The sequence below is a fragment of the Pseudomonas helmanticensis genome, from assembly GCF_900182985.1.
Lineage (GTDB): Bacteria > Pseudomonadota > Gammaproteobacteria > Pseudomonadales > Pseudomonadaceae > Aquipseudomonas > Aquipseudomonas helmanticensis.
The window spans coordinates 2,534,669-2,548,929 of record NZ_FXUY01000001.1 but is presented as its reverse complement, the minus strand read 5'-3'; the positions used below and the strand labels follow the sequence as shown (position 1 = coordinate 2,548,929).

General features: G+C 60.4%; 15 protein-coding genes. 14 read left to right on the top strand and 1 reads right to left on the bottom strand.

All coding sequences use genetic code 11. From position 1 onward, the window contains the following. Positions 1 to 35: 35 nt before the first annotated feature. The 12 genes from QOL84_RS11290 (at position 36) to flhB (ending at position 9,513) form a co-directional block, all read left to right on the top strand. Positions 36 to 341 (top strand): STAS domain-containing protein, encoded by a 306-nt coding sequence (locus QOL84_RS11290; protein WP_129390919.1) that lies wholly within the window; start codon positions 36 to 38, stop codon positions 339 to 341. Positions 342 to 346: 5 nt separating this feature from the next. Continuing rightward, positions 347 to 2,050 (top strand): ATP-binding SpoIIE family protein phosphatase, encoded by a 1,704-nt coding sequence (locus QOL84_RS11285; protein ID WP_283438647.1) that lies wholly within the window; start codon positions 347 to 349, stop codon positions 2,048 to 2,050. Between the two features lie 31 nt (positions 2,051 to 2,081). Continuing rightward, positions 2,082 to 2,429, top strand: a complete 348-nt coding sequence (locus tag QOL84_RS11280) for an Hpt domain-containing protein (RefSeq protein ID WP_283437242.1) — start codon at positions 2,082 to 2,084, stop codon at positions 2,427 to 2,429. 105 nt (positions 2,430 to 2,534) lie between these two features. Next, entirely contained in the window at positions 2,535 to 3,905 is a 1,371-nt protein-coding gene (locus QOL84_RS11275) for a flagellar hook-length control protein FliK (protein WP_283437241.1), read from the top strand. A gap of 205 nt (positions 3,906 to 4,110) precedes the next feature. Beyond that, the gene (gene fliL / locus QOL84_RS11270; protein WP_283437240.1) at positions 4,111 to 4,614 is read left to right on the top strand and encodes a flagellar basal body-associated protein FliL; all 504 of its coding nucleotides are present in this window, start codon (positions 4,111 to 4,113) and stop codon (positions 4,612 to 4,614) included. Between the two features lie 9 nt (positions 4,615 to 4,623). Beyond that, positions 4,624 to 5,592, top strand: coding sequence for a flagellar motor switch protein FliM (fliM, locus tag QOL84_RS11265; protein ID WP_038363850.1), 969 nt, complete (start codon positions 4,624 to 4,626; stop codon positions 5,590 to 5,592). 56 nt (positions 5,593 to 5,648) lie between these two features. Continuing rightward, positions 5,649 to 6,098: a flagellar motor switch protein FliN gene (gene fliN, locus QOL84_RS11260; RefSeq protein WP_008077656.1), complete on the top strand. Its 450-nt coding sequence runs from the start codon at positions 5,649 to 5,651 to the stop codon at positions 6,096 to 6,098. Continuing rightward, entirely contained in the window at positions 6,099 to 6,557 is a 459-nt protein-coding gene (gene fliO / locus QOL84_RS11255) for a flagellar biosynthetic protein FliO (RefSeq protein WP_283437239.1), read from the top strand. It abuts the gene before it with no gap. After that, positions 6,557 to 7,315, top strand: coding sequence for a flagellar type III secretion system pore protein FliP (fliP, locus tag QOL84_RS11250; RefSeq protein ID WP_283437238.1), 759 nt, complete (start codon positions 6,557 to 6,559; stop codon positions 7,313 to 7,315). The genes fliO and fliP overlap by 1 nt, the downstream gene beginning before the upstream one ends. Next, complete coding sequence (fliQ, locus tag QOL84_RS11245; protein WP_007920026.1) at positions 7,312 to 7,581, top strand: flagellar biosynthesis protein FliQ; 270 nt, start codon at positions 7,312 to 7,314, stop codon at positions 7,579 to 7,581. Before fliP ends, fliQ begins: the two co-directional genes overlap by 4 nt. 3 nt (positions 7,582 to 7,584) lie before the next feature. Next, positions 7,585 to 8,370 (top strand): flagellar biosynthetic protein FliR, encoded by a 786-nt coding sequence (gene fliR / locus QOL84_RS11240; RefSeq protein ID WP_129390940.1) that lies wholly within the window; start codon positions 7,585 to 7,587, stop codon positions 8,368 to 8,370. A gap of 3 nt (positions 8,371 to 8,373) precedes the next feature. Then, positions 8,374 to 9,513, top strand: coding sequence for a flagellar biosynthesis protein FlhB (gene flhB / locus QOL84_RS11235; RefSeq protein ID WP_129390943.1), 1,140 nt, complete (start codon positions 8,374 to 8,376; stop codon positions 9,511 to 9,513). Positions 9,514 to 9,685: 172 nt separating this feature from the next. Here flhB and QOL84_RS11230 read toward each other — a convergent pair whose 3' ends face one another. Beyond that, positions 9,686 to 10,042: a DUF6124 family protein gene (locus QOL84_RS11230; protein ID WP_158959458.1), complete on the bottom strand. Its 357-nt coding sequence runs from the start codon at positions 10,040 to 10,042 to the stop codon at positions 9,686 to 9,688. A 634-nt stretch (positions 10,043 to 10,676) separates the two neighbouring features. Here QOL84_RS11230 and flhA point away from each other — a divergent pair. Both flhA and flhF read left to right on the top strand, forming a co-directional pair. Beyond that, positions 10,677 to 12,806 carry a flagellar biosynthesis protein FlhA gene (flhA, locus tag QOL84_RS11225; RefSeq protein ID WP_129390949.1) on the top strand — a complete coding sequence of 710 codons (2,130 nt, stop codon included), beginning with the start codon at positions 10,677 to 10,679 and terminating at the stop codon, positions 12,804 to 12,806. Positions 12,807 to 12,817: 11 nt separating this feature from the next. Beyond that, positions 12,818 to 14,158 (top strand): flagellar biosynthesis GTPase FlhF, encoded by a 1,341-nt coding sequence (gene flhF, locus QOL84_RS11220; protein ID WP_129390952.1) that lies wholly within the window; start codon positions 12,818 to 12,820, stop codon positions 14,156 to 14,158. Positions 14,159 to 14,261 lie beyond the last annotated feature (103 nt).

Below are 14,261 nucleotides of genomic sequence, written 5' to 3'. Positions count from 1 at the left end.
TTGTACACGTTCGTCAATGACAAGGAAGCCAGTCAATGTCAGTCGTTGCAGAAGTCTCCCCGGATGGAAAAAAGCTCAAGATCTCGGTCAAGGGTCGATTCGACTTCGGCAAGCATCAGGAATTTCGCAATTCCTATGAGCGAATCGAGCCGGAGCCCAATTCCTATGAGCTGGATCTGAAAGAGACCACTTATCTGGACAGCTCCGCCCTCGGGATGCTGTTGCTCTTGCGTGATCATGCCGGTGGCGACGATTCCGATATCCGTGTCGTGAACCCCAACTCCGACGTGCGCAAGATCCTCGCCATCTCCAACTTCGACAAGCTCTTCGACATCACTTGACGGCCATGCAGGCGCAAGAGCCGCTGACCATCCTGATCGCCGAAGACAGCGCCGCCGACCGTCTGCTGCTGTCGACTATCGTCCGTCGTCAGGGTCATGCAGTGCTGACGGCCGCCAACGGTGCCGAGGCGGTGGAGGTGTTTCGCCGTGAGCAACCGAACCTGGTGCTGATGGACGCGATGATGCCGGTGATGGATGGCTTCGAGGCGGCGCGGCAGATCAAGGCCTTGGCCGGGGAAACCCTGGTGCCGATCATCTTCCTGACCTCGCTGACTGAAAGCGAAGCGCTGGCGCGTTGCCTGGAAGCGGGCGGTGACGACTTTCTGGCGAAACCCTACAACCAGGTGATTCTCGCCGCCAAAATCAAGGCGATGGATCGCTTGCGCCGCTTGCAGGCCACAGTTCTGCAGCAGCGTGACCTGATCGCCCGGCATCACGATTATCTGCTCAACGAGCAACGCGTCGCCAAAGCGGTGTTCGACAAGGTCGCGCATTCCGGCTGCCTCAGCGCGCCGAACATTCGTTATCTGCAATCGCCCTATGCGCTGTTCAACGGGGATCTGTTGCTCGCGGCTTATACGCCGGCGGGTGACATGCACGTGCTGCTCGGTGATTTCACCGGGCATGGCCTGCCGGCAGCGGTCGGGGCGATGCCGCTGGCCGAGGTGTTCTATGGCATGACCGCCAAGGGTTATGGCCTGGCGGAAACCCTGCGCGAGATGAATGCCAAGCTTAAACGTATCCTGCCGGTCGACATGTTTTGCTGTGCGACGCTGCTGTGCCTGAGTTTTCAGCGGCGTTCGGTCGAAGTGTGGAACGGCGGCATGCCCGATGGCTATCTGCATCGAATCGCCAGCGGCGAGCGTGTGCCATTGGCCGCCCGGCATCTGCCGTTGGGTGTGCTCAGCCCGCAGGCGTTCGACGATTGCACCGAGGTGCATCCGATGGCAGTCGGGGATCGGGTGTTCCTGTTGTCCGACGGGGTGATCGACACCAGTGATGCCAGCGAGCAGTTGTTCGGCGTTGAACGTTTACAGCAGGTGTTTGCCGCCAATCGCGAGCCTGATCGCCTCTTCGAAGATATCGAACAGGCGCTGCGCGATTTTCGCGGTGAGGCGCGGGACGATGTCAGCATGGTCGAGGTCAGTCTGCTGGCGCCGGCGCAGGTTCGTCCTTCGGCGCCGGTTTATTCCGACAGCGGCCAGTCGTGTCCGCTGGACTGGTCGGTAAGCTTCGAATTCCGGGGTGCCACGCTCAGGCGATTCAATCCGATGCCTTATCTGCTGCAATTGTTGCAGGAAGTACATGGGTTGCGAGCGCAGAGTGGCGCCTTGTACAGCGTGCTCGCCGAGTTGTATTCGAATGCACTGGAACACGGCGTGCTCGGTCTGGATTCCAGTCTCAAGCGCGATGCCGCAGGTTTTGCTCGCTACTATGAACAGCGCAATACGCGGCTGGAGGCTCTGCAGGACGGTTACGTGCGCGTGCATTTGCAGGTGCTGCCGCAAGGCGCGGGCGGTTGTCTGGTGGTTCGCGTCGAGGACAGCGGCAAGGGCTTCGATGTGGCGCGGGTGATGGAACGGCCGCTGGAAGGTGTCCGTCTGTCGGGGCGCGGGGTCAGTCTGGTCCGGCAATTGGGGCGCAATGCCAGTTGGTCGGACGAAGGTCGTAGTGCCCGCGTGGAGTTTTTCTGGGAGGTTCAGGCATAATCTGCGCAATTCTTGATCAAGGAGTGAGCAAGTGACAGATACACATATTGATCGCGAGGCGCTGAGCGTACTGCGCGAAGTCATGGAGGATGGTTATCCAGAGCTGCTGGATACCTTTCTCACGGATTCCGAAAATCGCTTGGTTGCGCTGCAAAAAGCGGCGGATGCCAAGGCCCTGTCGGAAGTTGCCCACAGTTTCAAGGGCAGCGCCAGCAATATGGGCGCGATTCGACTGGCCGAGCTGTGCCAGGAACTCGAATCGGACGCCAGGCACAAAAGCCCCGCAGAAATCGTCAAACTGGTCGCTGACATCAGTGGCGAGTTCGAGCATGTTCGTCCGGTTTACGAAAACGAAAAACACCACGCGCACACGCACTGAATCCGGCCGTCCGGCGCTTTTCTCAAGCGTCGGACAAAACTGGCCCGGCACTTGCAGTTATCTCCGCAACTGTACCTACGATCCCAGTGCAGCGGAGACCGTTTCATGCCTGCGACCCCCAACATCCTTCTTCAGAACGCCGCTCAGGCCAAGGCTCAAGCCGCCTCTGCCAAAACGTCGGCAGTGGCCGCAGACACCGGGGACAAGGCTTCAAGCTTCGCTCAGGTGTTCGCCGACCAAGGCCCGAAAAAGACTGCCGTCAGTGCTGACAGCCCGGTGAAATCACCGCGTGACAAGGTCGCCGATGACAGCGCCAGGAAGGATGTCGGCAAGGATCAGACTGCCGCCCCGGCGCCGGCCGTTGCCGATAGCGGCAATGCCTTGCCTGCCGACAAAACCAGCGCTGATGCTGACAAGAGCGCCGGCAGCGACGACAGTGCCGATACCGCGCAACCTCCGGTTATCGATACCGCGCCGGTCGATCCGGCGCTGGATCCGGCGTTGATGCAGGTCGTGCAGCCGCTGGTCACAGCGCCGGTGGTGGCCGCGCCAGCGGCCGAAGTAGCCACCCCGGCGAAAACCGAAACCCCGACCGTGGCGGTATTGCCGGGCGTGGTCAAAGACCCGGCGGCCAACGCCGACAGCGAATTCGATCCTTCAACCGATCCGCTCGATGCACTGCCGGTGGTGCGACTGGCCATGGAGCAGGGCGGGCATATTTCCGCCGCCAGCCAGGCGCAGCCGAAAGCTTCGCCGGCACAGACTCAGGCCGACGGCGAATTGACCTCGGCGCAGAACTTCGCCGCTGGTATGGCCAGCATGCTGGATGTGCAGGCCGACAAGGACAGCACCAGCCAGGGCGGTGACAAGGCCTTCAGTGGCCTGATCGATGACGGCCTCAAAGACCTCAAGACTGCCACCAGCGACACCCGCGTCGATGATTTCGCCAACCGTCTGGCGGCGCTGACTCAGGCGGCGACGCCGAAGACGGCCAACGCGGTGCCGGTGAATCAGCCAATCGCCATGCATCAGAGCGGCTGGACCGAAGAAGTGGTCAACCGCGTCATGTATCTGTCGAGCGCCAATCTGAAGGCGGCGGACATTCAATTGCAGCCGGCCGAACTCGGGCGTCTGGATATCCGCGTGAACATGGTTCCGGATCAGCAGACGCAGGTGACGTTCATGAGCGCGCACCCAAGTGTGCGTGAAGCCCTCGACGGCCAGATGCATCGCCTGCGCGATATGTTCAACCAGCAGGGCATGGGCCAGGTTGACGTCAATGTCTCCGACCAGAGCCGTGGCTGGCAGGGTCAGCAGGGTCAGGAACAGGCGCAGCAGGGTCAGGGCGGTCGCACCAGCGCTGCCGGTGGTCGCCTCGATTCGGCCGATGAAGAATTGGCGCCGGCCGCCATTGCTGAAGCCGCTGCACAAACGACCAGCGTGATCGGTAGCAGCGCGGTCGACTATTACGCCTGACGTTTGCGGGGACATTAAAAGATCGCAGCCTTCGGCAGCTCCTACAGGGTGTACACGCGCCTATGTAGGAGCTGCCGTAGGCTGCGATCTTTTGCTTTGTGCTTCTAGCAGTTCCTCCAATTGTTGGCTCGGACACTTCTGGCATAACACTTGCTCTTGCCTTGCCGTGCGACTGTGAAAACCCGAATAGTGACGGATTATTGGCATGGCGAAGAGCGAAACAGCAGCAGTGAAAGACCCCGCAACCAAAGGCAAACTCAAGCTGATCATTGTGATCGTGCTGGCGTTGCTGCTGGCCATTGGCGCGTCCGTGGGGGCGACCTGGTTCTTCATGCACAGCGCTCAGAGCAAGCCTGCCGAGGCCGCCGAGGCTGCGCCGGCCGGCAAGCAACCGGCGATTTTCGAGCCGATGGCGCCGGCCTTTGTCGCCAACTACAACCAGAACGGCCGTCAGCGCTACATGCAGGTGAGCATCACCATGCTGGCGCGTAATCAGGCTGATCTCGAAGCGCTCAAAGTGCACATGCCGGTGATCCGCAACAACCTGGTAATGCTTTTCTCCGGTCAGGATTTCGCCACATTGGCGACGCCGATCGGCCAGGAGATGTTGCGCCAGAAGGCTACAGCCAGCGTCCAGGAAGTGGCGCAGAAAGAGCTGGGCAAAGTGGTGATCGAACAGTTGCTTTTCACTAATTTCGTACTGCAGTAGGAACACGACATGGCCGTGCAGGATCTGCTGTCCCAGGATGAAATCGACGCGCTGTTGCACGGCGTCGACGATGGTCTGGTACAGACCGATAACGCTGCCGAACCCGGCAGTGTCAAAAGCTACGACCTGACCAGTCAGGATCGCATCGTCCGTGGACGCATGCCGACCCTGGAAATGATCAACGAGCGTTTTGCCCGCTACACCCGCATCAGCATGTTCAACATGCTGCGCCGCTCGGCGGACGTTGCCGTCGGTGGCGTGCAGGTGATGAAGTTCGGCGAATACGTGCACTCGCTGTACGTACCGACCAGCCTCAATCTGGTCAAGATCAAACCGTTGCGCGGCACCGCGCTGTTCATCCTTGACGCCAAACTGGTGTTCAAACTGGTGGACAACTTCTTCGGCGGCGATGGCCGTCACGCCAAGATCGAAGGGCGTGAATTCACCCCGACCGAACTGCGTGTGGTGCGCATGGTGCTGGAGCAGGCCTTCGTCGACTTGAAAGAAGCCTGGCAGGCGATCATGGAAGTCAACTTCGAGTACATCAACTCGGAAGTGAACCCGGCCATGGCCAACATCGTCGGCCCGAGCGAAGCGATCGTGGTCTCCACGTTCCACATCGAACTCGATGGCGGTGGCGGCGATCTGCACGTGACCATGCCGTACTCGATGATCGAGCCGGTGCGCGAAATGCTCGACGCCGGTTTCCAGTCCGACCTCGACGATCAGGACGAGCGCTGGGTCAACGCCTTGCGCCAGGACGTGCTCGATGTCGACGTACCGATCGGCGCCACCGTGGCTCGCCGCCAGTTGAAGCTGCGCGACATCCTGCACATGCAGCCGGGCGATGTGATCCCGGTCGAGATGCCGGAAGAAATGATCATGCGCGCCAACGGCGTGCCGGCCTTCAAGGTCAAGATGGGCTCGCACAAAGGCAACCTCGCGTTGCAAGTGATCGAGCCGATCGAGCGCCGCTGAAGCGGCGCCACACCCCCTTTTGCATTAACTGAATTGTTGCCCGCCGAGGACACATGATGAACGACGATATGAACGCCCAGGACGATCAGGCACTGGCCGATGAATGGGCTGCTGCCCTGGAAGAGACCGGTGATGGTCAAGCTGACATCGATGCATTGCTGGCGGCCGACGCCTCCAGCGGCTCGCGTCTGCCGATGGAAGAGTTCGGCAGCGTGCCGAAGAACAACGATCCGGTGACGCTGGACGGTCCGAACCTGGACGTGATCCTCGACATCCCGGTGTCGATTTCGATGGAAGTCGGCAGCACTGACATCAATATTCGCAACCTGCTGCAACTCAACCAGGGTTCGGTGATCGAGCTCGATCGTCTCGCTGGCGAGCCGCTCGACGTGCTGGTCAACGGCACGCTGATTGCGCACGGCGAAGTGGTGGTGGTCAACGAGAAGTTCGGCATCCGCCTGACTGACGTGATCAGCCCAAGCGAACGCATCAAGAAGCTGCGCTGAGTGAAAAGGTTTCTCTGGGCGCTGCTGGCGCTGCCATTGACCGTGCTGGCTGCCGAGCCGGCGGCGAGCATCGCTGCAAGCGTGCCTGCGGCCACCGCGCCGATGGTCAACAGTGGCGTGGCCGGTCAGCTGACGCAACTGGTGTTCGGTCTGCTGCTGGTGCTGGGCGTGATCTTCTTCCTCGCCTGGCTGTTGCGCCGCGTGCAGCAGGCAGGCCCGGCGGGCAAGGGCCAGGTGATCGAGTTGATCGGTTCGCGCGCGCTCGGCCCACGGGATCGCTTGATGCTGGTCCAGGTCGGCAACGAGCAGATTCTGCTCGGCTTGAGCCCCGGCACTATCACCGCGCTGCACGTGCTCAAAGAGCCGGTGCCGGTGCCAAGCACCAGTGAAAAAGCCACGCCGGATTTTGCCCAGCAGTTGCTGAAGATACTCGGCAAGGATCAGAAGGATACGAAGTAATGGGTGCGTTACGCATCGTCTTGACGCTGGCCTTGTTGCTGGCCGCGCCACTGGCGTTCGCCGCCGATCCGTTGTCGATCCCGGCGATCACGCTGGGCACCAACGCCAATGGCGCGCAGGAGTATTCGGTCAGTCTGCAGATCCTGCTGATCATGACCGCGCTGAGCTTTATTCCGGCGGCGGTCATCCTGATGACCAGTTTCACCCGGATCATCATCGTCTTCTCGATCCTGCGTCAGGCCCTCGGCCTGCAACAGACGCCGTCGAACCAGATCCTCACCGGCATGGCGCTGTTCCTGACCATGTTCATCATGGCGCCGGTGTTTGACCGGGTGAACAACGATGCGCTGCAACCGTACCTGGCGGAAAAACTCACCGCTCAGCAAGCGGTGGAAAAGGCCCAGGTACCGATCAAGGACTTCATGCTCGCGCAGACCCGCACCAGCGATCTCGAGCTGTTCATGCGCCTGTCCAAGCGCACCGACATCGCCACCCCGGATCAGGCGCCGCTGACCATTCTGGTGCCGGCATTCGTCACCTCCGAGCTTAAAACCGCGTTCCAGATCGGCTTCATGATCTTCATTCCGTTCCTGATCATCGACCTCGTCGTGGCCAGTGTGCTGATGGCGATGGGTATGATGATGCTCTCGCCGCTGATCATTTCGCTGCCGTTCAAGATCATGCTGTTTGTGCTGGTGGATGGCTGGGCGCTGATCATCGGCACCCTCGCCAGCAGTTTCGGAGGTGTCACGCCATGACGCCGGAAGTCGCGGTCGATATCTTTCGTGAAGCGCTGTGGCTGACCACGTTGATGGTCGCGATCCTGGTGGTGCCGAGCCTGTTGGTCGGCCTGCTGGTGGCGATGTTTCAGGCCGCCACGCAGATCAACGAACAGACGTTGAGCTTCCTCCCGCGTCTGCTGGTGATGCTGGTGACCCTGATCGTCGCCGGTCCGTGGATCGTGCAGACCTTCATGGAATACATCATCCAGTTGTACAAAAATATCCCGATGGTCATCGGCTAAGCCATGCAATCGCTGCTTCAGCTGACCGACACCCAGATCAGTACCTGGGTGGCGTCATTCATGTTGCCGCTGTTTCGCGTCGCCTCGATGCTGATGGTCATGCCGGTGTTCGGCACCACGCTGGTGTCGCGCCGGGTGCGCCTGTATTTCGCCGTGGCAATCACCGTAGCGATTGCGCCGAGCCTGCCGCCGATGCCGGCGGTCAGCCCGCTCGATCTCAGTGGCTTGATGCTGATCGCCGAGCAGATTCTGGTGGGCGCCGTGCTGGGTTTTTCCTTGCAACTGTTTTTCCAGGCCTTTGCCGTGGCCGGGCAGATTGTCGCGATTCAGATGGGCATGGGTTTCGCCTCGATGGTCGACCCGGCCAACGGCGTCTCGGTGGCAGTGATCGGGCAGTTCTTCACCATGCTCGTGACCCTGTTATTTCTTTCGATGAATGGCCATCTGGTGGTCTTCGAAGTGCTCACCGAAAGCTTCACCACGCTGCCGGTGGGTGGCGGGCTGATGACGGCGCAGTACTGGGAGTTGGCTGGCAAGCTCGGTTGGGTCCTCGGGGCGGCGTTGCTGCTGGTATTGCCGGCGATCACGGCCTTGCTGGTGGTCAACATCGCGTTCGGCGTGATGACTCGCGCCGCGCCGCAACTGAACATTTTCTCCATCGGTTTCCCGCTGACCCTGGTGCTCGGGCTGTTCATCGTCTGGGTCGGTCTGGCGGACATTCTCAATCAGTATCAACCGCTGGCCACCGAGGCCTTGCAGTTGTTACGCGAACTGGCACGGGCGCGCTGAGTCATGGCTGAGAGCGAAAGCGGTCAGGACAAAACAGAAGACCCCACGGATAAACGTAAAAAGGACTCCCGTGAGAAGGGTGAGATCGCCCGATCCAAAGAACTCAACACCCTCGCCGTGATGATGGCCGGGGCCGGCGCGCTGCTGGTGTTTGGCGGCATGCTGGCCGAAGACCTGATGGAGCTGATGCGCCTGAACTTCACGCTGTCGCGTGAGGTGATCATGGATCAGGGCGCGATGGGCGCGTTTCTGTTGAAGTCGGGCCAGATGGCGCTGGTGGCGATCCAGCCGATCATGATCACCCTGTTGCTGGCTGCGCTGATCGGGCCGATCTCCCTCGGTGGCTGGCTGTTCGCGGCCGGTTCCATGGCGCCCAAGTTCAGCCGGATGAACCCGGCGGCGGGCCTGAAGCGGATGTTTTCGTTCAAGGCTGTGATCGAGCTGCTCAAGGCACTGGCCAAGTTTCTGATCACTTTGGGTGTGGCGTTGGTGGTGTTGTTATCGGACGTCGACGACATAATGCGTATCGCCCACGAACCGCTTGAGTCAGCGATCATTCACAGCATATTGCTGGTGGGCTGGAGTACGTTGTGGCTGGCCTGCGGCTTGATCATCATTGCCGCTGTCGACGTGCCGGTGCAGCTTTGGGAAGCCCACAAGAAACTGCTGATGACCAAGCAGGAAGTGCGCGACGAGCACAAGGATCAGGAGGGCCGCCCGGAGGTCAAACAGCGCATCCGGCAGACCCAGCGCGAAATGTCCCAGCGGCGAATGATGGCAGCGATTCCCAGCGCCGACGTGGTCATCACCAACCCGACGCACTACGCCGTCGCGCTCAAGTACGACACCGAGAAGGGCGGCGCACCGGTATTGCTGGCCAAGGGTAGCGACTTCCTCGCGTTGAAAATCCGCGAAATCGCCGTGGCCAACAACGTCATGCTCCTTGAGTCGCCGGGGCTGGCCCGGTCGATCTACTACTCCACGGAACTGGATCAGGAAATTCCTGGCGGCCTGTATCTGGCGGTAGCCCAGGTACTGGCCTACGTCTACCAGATCCGCCAATACCGCGCGGGCAAGGGCAAACGCCCGGATCCGCTCAAGGACGATCTGCCGATTCCGCCGGACCTGCGCCGCGATTCCTGACGGTCATTCGACGCCGTGTCGGATGGTTGCCAGCACCTGCCAACTCTTTGATCGTTCCCACGCTCTGCGTGGGAATGCAGCGCGGGACGCTCCGCGTCCCTTTCCCAGAGCCGAACGCGGAGCGTCCGTTGAGGCATTCCCACGCCGAGCGTGGGAACGATTTGTGGCCGAACTAATTCGGCAATTCCAAGTTATCCAGCGCCCGGTTAACGGCCAACTCCCCGAGCATGATCAATTGCGCGATCCCCAGCAGTGTTCGGCGCTGCGATGCGGGTATGAGGTTGGCGAAGTCATGGGCGATGGTTCTGGCTGAGGCGAGGGTTTCGCAGGCGTTGGCCAGCAGCTCTTCGCTTTTGATGTCCGCGACGACGGCGTACATCGTGCTGGGTTTGCGCGCAGGCCGAGTGTTGCCGGGGCAGAGGTAGTGATCGAGGGCGCGTTCGGCGGCGTCGTGGAGTTTTTTTGAATCGATGGATTCGTAAGGTGAGGCGGGGTCGGTTTCGGGTGGGTTTGGTGTTGGTTTGATCATCGGTAGAGCCTCTAGAGTGGTGAAGCTGCCAACGTTCGCTGCTAACGAAGAGGGTGGCGGCTGTACGCGGGTTAGCAGACCAGGACTCTAGAACCCGGCGCACCGAAGTGCCCCACGCAAAGCCGCCATAACGACAACGGACTTGTGCGTCTAGAGAAAAACCCGGGCTGCTAAACCCGATCACTGAACGATCAGCGACCGAACCACAATAGAATCCGACCCCAAAGCGCACAAGCCGGCGGATTCTGGCTTGGCTGTAGGCAAAGGCGCAAGGATTTGTAGCCTTGAGACCGTGTCTGCAGGTGTCTTTTAAACAGCTTCGTTTAAATGAAGAAATTTGCGCCGAACATGAGGGCCTCTTCGCGAGCAGGCTCGCTCCCACATTTGGATTGCATTTAAATCTGACATTTGGAATGCAATCCCCTGTAGGAGTGAGCCTGCTCGCGATGGGGTTTTTTCAGTCGATGAATTCGAACCAGACAAACCGCTATCGCGAGCAGGCTCACTCCTACAGGGGGCGTGTTTATTCCCTCGCTATTTCGTTCCCCGGCAAAAGTTGGAAAGCTTCTTGCAGTAGCCGCCGTGAGCCCGCTCTGGGCGTCAAAAGTTTGCTTTAAAGGAACGGGGAAAACCGGTGGATCGCTCTCAGTTATTCAACACAGCACGCACAAACGTTGCCGATTTAAGTCGGGGCAATCTGGGCGTGCCGTTGCTGTTGCTGGTGATGCTGGCGATGATGATGTTGCCGGTGCCGCCGTTCCTGCTCGACGTGTTCTTCACCTTCAACATTGCCCTGTCGATCGTCGTGCTGCTGGTCTGCGTATACGCACTGCGGCCGCTGGATTTCGCCGTATTCCCGACGATCCTGCTGGTCGCGACCCTGCTGCGGCTGGCGTTGAACGTGGCCTCGACGCGGGTGGTGATGCTCCACGGTCAGGACGGCCACGCCGCCGCCGGTAAGGTGATTCAGGCCTTCGGTGAGGTGGTGATCGGCGGTAACTACGTGGTCGGTATCGTGGTGTTTGCGATCCTGATGATCATCAACTTCGTCGTGGTGACCAAAGGTGCCGGGCGGATTTCCGAGGTGAGCGCGCGCTTCACCCTCGATGCGATGCCCGGCAAACAAATGGCGATCGACGCCGACCTCAACGCCGGTCTGATCGACCAGAATCAAGCGAAGATGCGCCGTCAGGAAGTCGCCCAGGAGGCCGAGTTCTACGGTTCGATGGACGGTGCCAGCAAGTTCGTCCGTGGTGATGCAATCGCCGGCCTGCTGATTCTGTTCATCAACCTCATCGGCGGCATGGCCGTCGGTATCTTCCAGCACAACATGAGCTTCGGCGATGCCGGTCGGGTTTACGCCTTGCTGACCATCGGTGACGGTTTAGTGGCGCAATTGCCATCACTGTTGTTATCCACAGCTGCAGCGATCATGGTGACCCGCGCTTCCGGTTCGGAAGACATGGGCAAACAGATCAACCGCCAGATGTTCGCCTCGCCGAAAGCGCTGGCCGTGGCCGCTGGTTTGATGGCGGTCATGGGCCTGGTGCCGGGCATGCCGCACTTCTCGTTCCTGAGCATGGCCGCGCTGGCTGGTGGTGGCGCGTACCTGTTCTGGAAAAAGCAGAACGTGGCCAAGGTCGTGGCACTGGAAGAGGTCAAGCGCCAGCAAGAGCTGCTGCCGTCGCCGGCCCGCGCCATGGAAACCAAAGAGCTGGGCTGGGACGATGTGACGCCGATCGACATGATCGGCCTGGAAGTCGGTTATCGCCTGATTCCGCTGGTTGATCGCAACCAGGGCGGACAATTGCTGGCGCGGATCAAGGGCGTGCGCAAGAAGCTCTCGCAGGATCTGGGCTTTCTGATGCCGACCGTGCACATCCGCGACAACCTCGACTTGGCGCCAAGCGCCTATCGCCTGACCCTGATGGGCGTGATCCTCGCCGAAGCCGAGATCTACCCGGATCGCGAGCTGGCGATCAATCCGGGCCAGGTCTACGGCACGCTCAACGGGATCAACGCCAAAGATCCGGCTTTCGGCCTGGAGGCGGTGTGGATCGAAATCAGCCAGCGTGCGCAGGCACAATCCCTCGGATACACCGTGGTTGACGCCAGCACCGTGGTCGCCACGCACTTGAACCAGATTCTGTACAAGCACTCCAGTGAGCTGATCGGCCACGAGGAAGTGCAGCAACTCATGCAATTGCTGGCCAAAAGCTCGCCGAAACTGGCTGAAGAACTGGTGCCGGGGGTGGTTTCGCTGTCGCAACTGCTCAAAGTGCTGCAAGCGCTGCTCGCCGAACATGTGCCGGTGCGCGATATTCGCAGCATTGCTGAAGCAATCGCCAACAACGCCAGCAAGAGTCAAGATACCGCCGCGTTGGTGGCCGCTGTGCGCGTCGGCGTATCCCGCGCCATCGTCCAAAGCATTGTAGGCACTGAGTCCGAGCTGCCTGTGATCACCTTGGAACCAAGGTTGGAACAAATATTGCTCAATAGTCTGCAGAAGGCAGGACAAGGCTCGGAAGAGGGCGTTCTGCTGGAGCCAAGCATGGCCGAGAAGCTGCAGCGTTCGCTCATCGAAGCGGCGCAGCGTCAGGAAATGCAAGGTCAGCCGGTGATCCTGTTGGTAGCAGGCCCGGTGCGCGCGATGCTCTCGCGCTTTGGCCGCCTCGCAGTCCCTGGACTGCACGTGCTGGCCTACCAGGAAATACCGGACAACAAGCAAGTGACCATCGTTGCGACAGTAGGGCCCAACGGCTGAGGTAGTGGTATATGCAAGTTAAGCGTTTCTTTGCCGCCGATATGCGTCAGGCCATGAAGCTGGTTCGTGATGAGCTGGGCGCTGATGCCGCCATCATTGGCAATCGTCGCATTGCCGGCGGTGTCGAGTTGACGGCGGCACTGGATTACAAATTGTCGGCGCTGGCGCCGCGGGTTCCGAACATGGAACTCGAAGACGAGCTGCGCAAGACCCAGTCGCGCATCGTCACCGCCCAGGCCGAGTTGAGCATGCGTGGCGAAGCCGACGGCAACACCAATCGCCAGTTGTTCGCCGGGCTGCCTTTGACGGCCGGCCTGCCGCTGACCGCTGCCGAACCGCTGACCGAACCGACCTACGCCGCGCCGGCGCGTCCGGCCCCGGCACCTGCGCAGTCCTCCGGCGGCGTTGATCCGCGTGCACTGGATTCGATGCGTTTTGAATTGAACAGCCTGCGCGAGCTGATGGAAGTGCAGCTCGGCACCCTGGCCTGGAATCAGCTGCAAGGCAGCCGTCCGGCGCAAGCCAATCTGTATCGTCGTCTGCAACGCATCGGTTTGTCCGGTCCGTTGTCGCGCGACTTGCTGTCGATGATTACCGATATCGAAGAGCCGCGTCAGGCCTGGCGCATGTTGCTTGCGCATCTGGCGCGGATGATTGCCGTACCGGAAGTCGAGCCGCTGGAAGAGGGCGGTGTGATTGCCATGGTCGGCCCTGCCGGCATGGGCAAGACCACCACGCTGGCCAAGCTCGCCGCGCGTTATGTGCTCAAGTACGGCGCGCAGAATGTCGCGCTGGTGAGCATGGACAGCTTCCGCATCGGTGCGCAGGAACAACTGAAGACGCTGGGCCGCATTCTCAATGTGCCGGTGACTCACGTCGATCCGGGCCAATCGCTGGTTCAGGCACTGGATCCATTGCTGCGCAAACGCGTGGTGTTGATCGATACTGCGGGCCTGCAAGCCAGCGATCCGGCCCTGCGCATGCAGCTCGAAAGCCTCGCCGGTCGTGGCATTCGCTCAAAAAATTATCTGGTCTTGGCAACCACCAGCCAGAAACAGGTTCTAACCGCCGCTTATCACAGTTACAAGCGTTGCGGGCTAGCCGGGTGCATCCTGACTAAACTGGATGAAACGGCCAGCCTTGGCGAAGTGTTAAGCCTGGCGATCAGTCATGAATTGCCGGTCGCGTACCTGACCGATGGCCCACGGATTCCGGATGATCTGCATCTGCCGCGCCGTCATCAACTGGTCAGCCGCGCCGTCAGCGTGCAAATGCAGGAAGAACCCAGCGAAGAAGCCATGGCTGACATGTTCGCTGATATCTATCACAGCCCGACCAAGCAGGTAGGCTGAGGTATTCATGAATAATTTTTGTACCTACATCGATGGTCTGCCATGCATTGTTCCGGTTGTGAACGCGCAGCCAGTAATGTGGCCTCCGTCTATGCAAGACAAG

What these genes read in the sequence shown, in the direction of transcription:
- QOL84_RS11290 (WP_129390919.1), top strand. Translation starts at nt 36, where the DNA reads ATGTCAGTCGTTGCAGAAGTCTCCCCGGATGGAAAAAAGCTCAAGATC.
- QOL84_RS11285 (WP_283438647.1), top strand. Translation starts at nt 347, where the DNA reads ATGCAGGCGCAAGAGCCGCTGACCATCCTGATCGCCGAAGACAGCGCC.
- QOL84_RS11275 (WP_283437241.1), top strand. Translation starts at nt 2,535, where the DNA reads ATGCCTGCGACCCCCAACATCCTTCTTCAGAACGCCGCTCAGGCCAAG.
- fliL (WP_283437240.1), top strand. Translation starts at nt 4,111, where the DNA reads ATGGCGAAGAGCGAAACAGCAGCAGTGAAAGACCCCGCAACCAAAGGC.
- fliM (WP_038363850.1), top strand. Translation starts at nt 4,624, where the DNA reads ATGGCCGTGCAGGATCTGCTGTCCCAGGATGAAATCGACGCGCTGTTG.
- fliN (WP_008077656.1), top strand. Translation starts at nt 5,649, where the DNA reads ATGAACGACGATATGAACGCCCAGGACGATCAGGCACTGGCCGATGAA.
- fliP (WP_283437238.1), top strand. Translation starts at nt 6,557, where the DNA reads ATGGGTGCGTTACGCATCGTCTTGACGCTGGCCTTGTTGCTGGCCGCG.
- fliQ (WP_007920026.1), top strand. Translation starts at nt 7,312, where the DNA reads ATGACGCCGGAAGTCGCGGTCGATATCTTTCGTGAAGCGCTGTGGCTG.
- fliR (WP_129390940.1), top strand. Translation starts at nt 7,585, where the DNA reads ATGCAATCGCTGCTTCAGCTGACCGACACCCAGATCAGTACCTGGGTG.
- flhB (WP_129390943.1), top strand. Translation starts at nt 8,374, where the DNA reads ATGGCTGAGAGCGAAAGCGGTCAGGACAAAACAGAAGACCCCACGGAT.
- QOL84_RS11230 (WP_158959458.1), bottom strand. Translation starts at nt 10,042, where the DNA reads ATGATCAAACCAACACCAAACCCACCCGAAACCGACCCCGCCTCACCT.
- flhF (WP_129390952.1), top strand. Translation starts at nt 12,818, where the DNA reads ATGCAAGTTAAGCGTTTCTTTGCCGCCGATATGCGTCAGGCCATGAAG.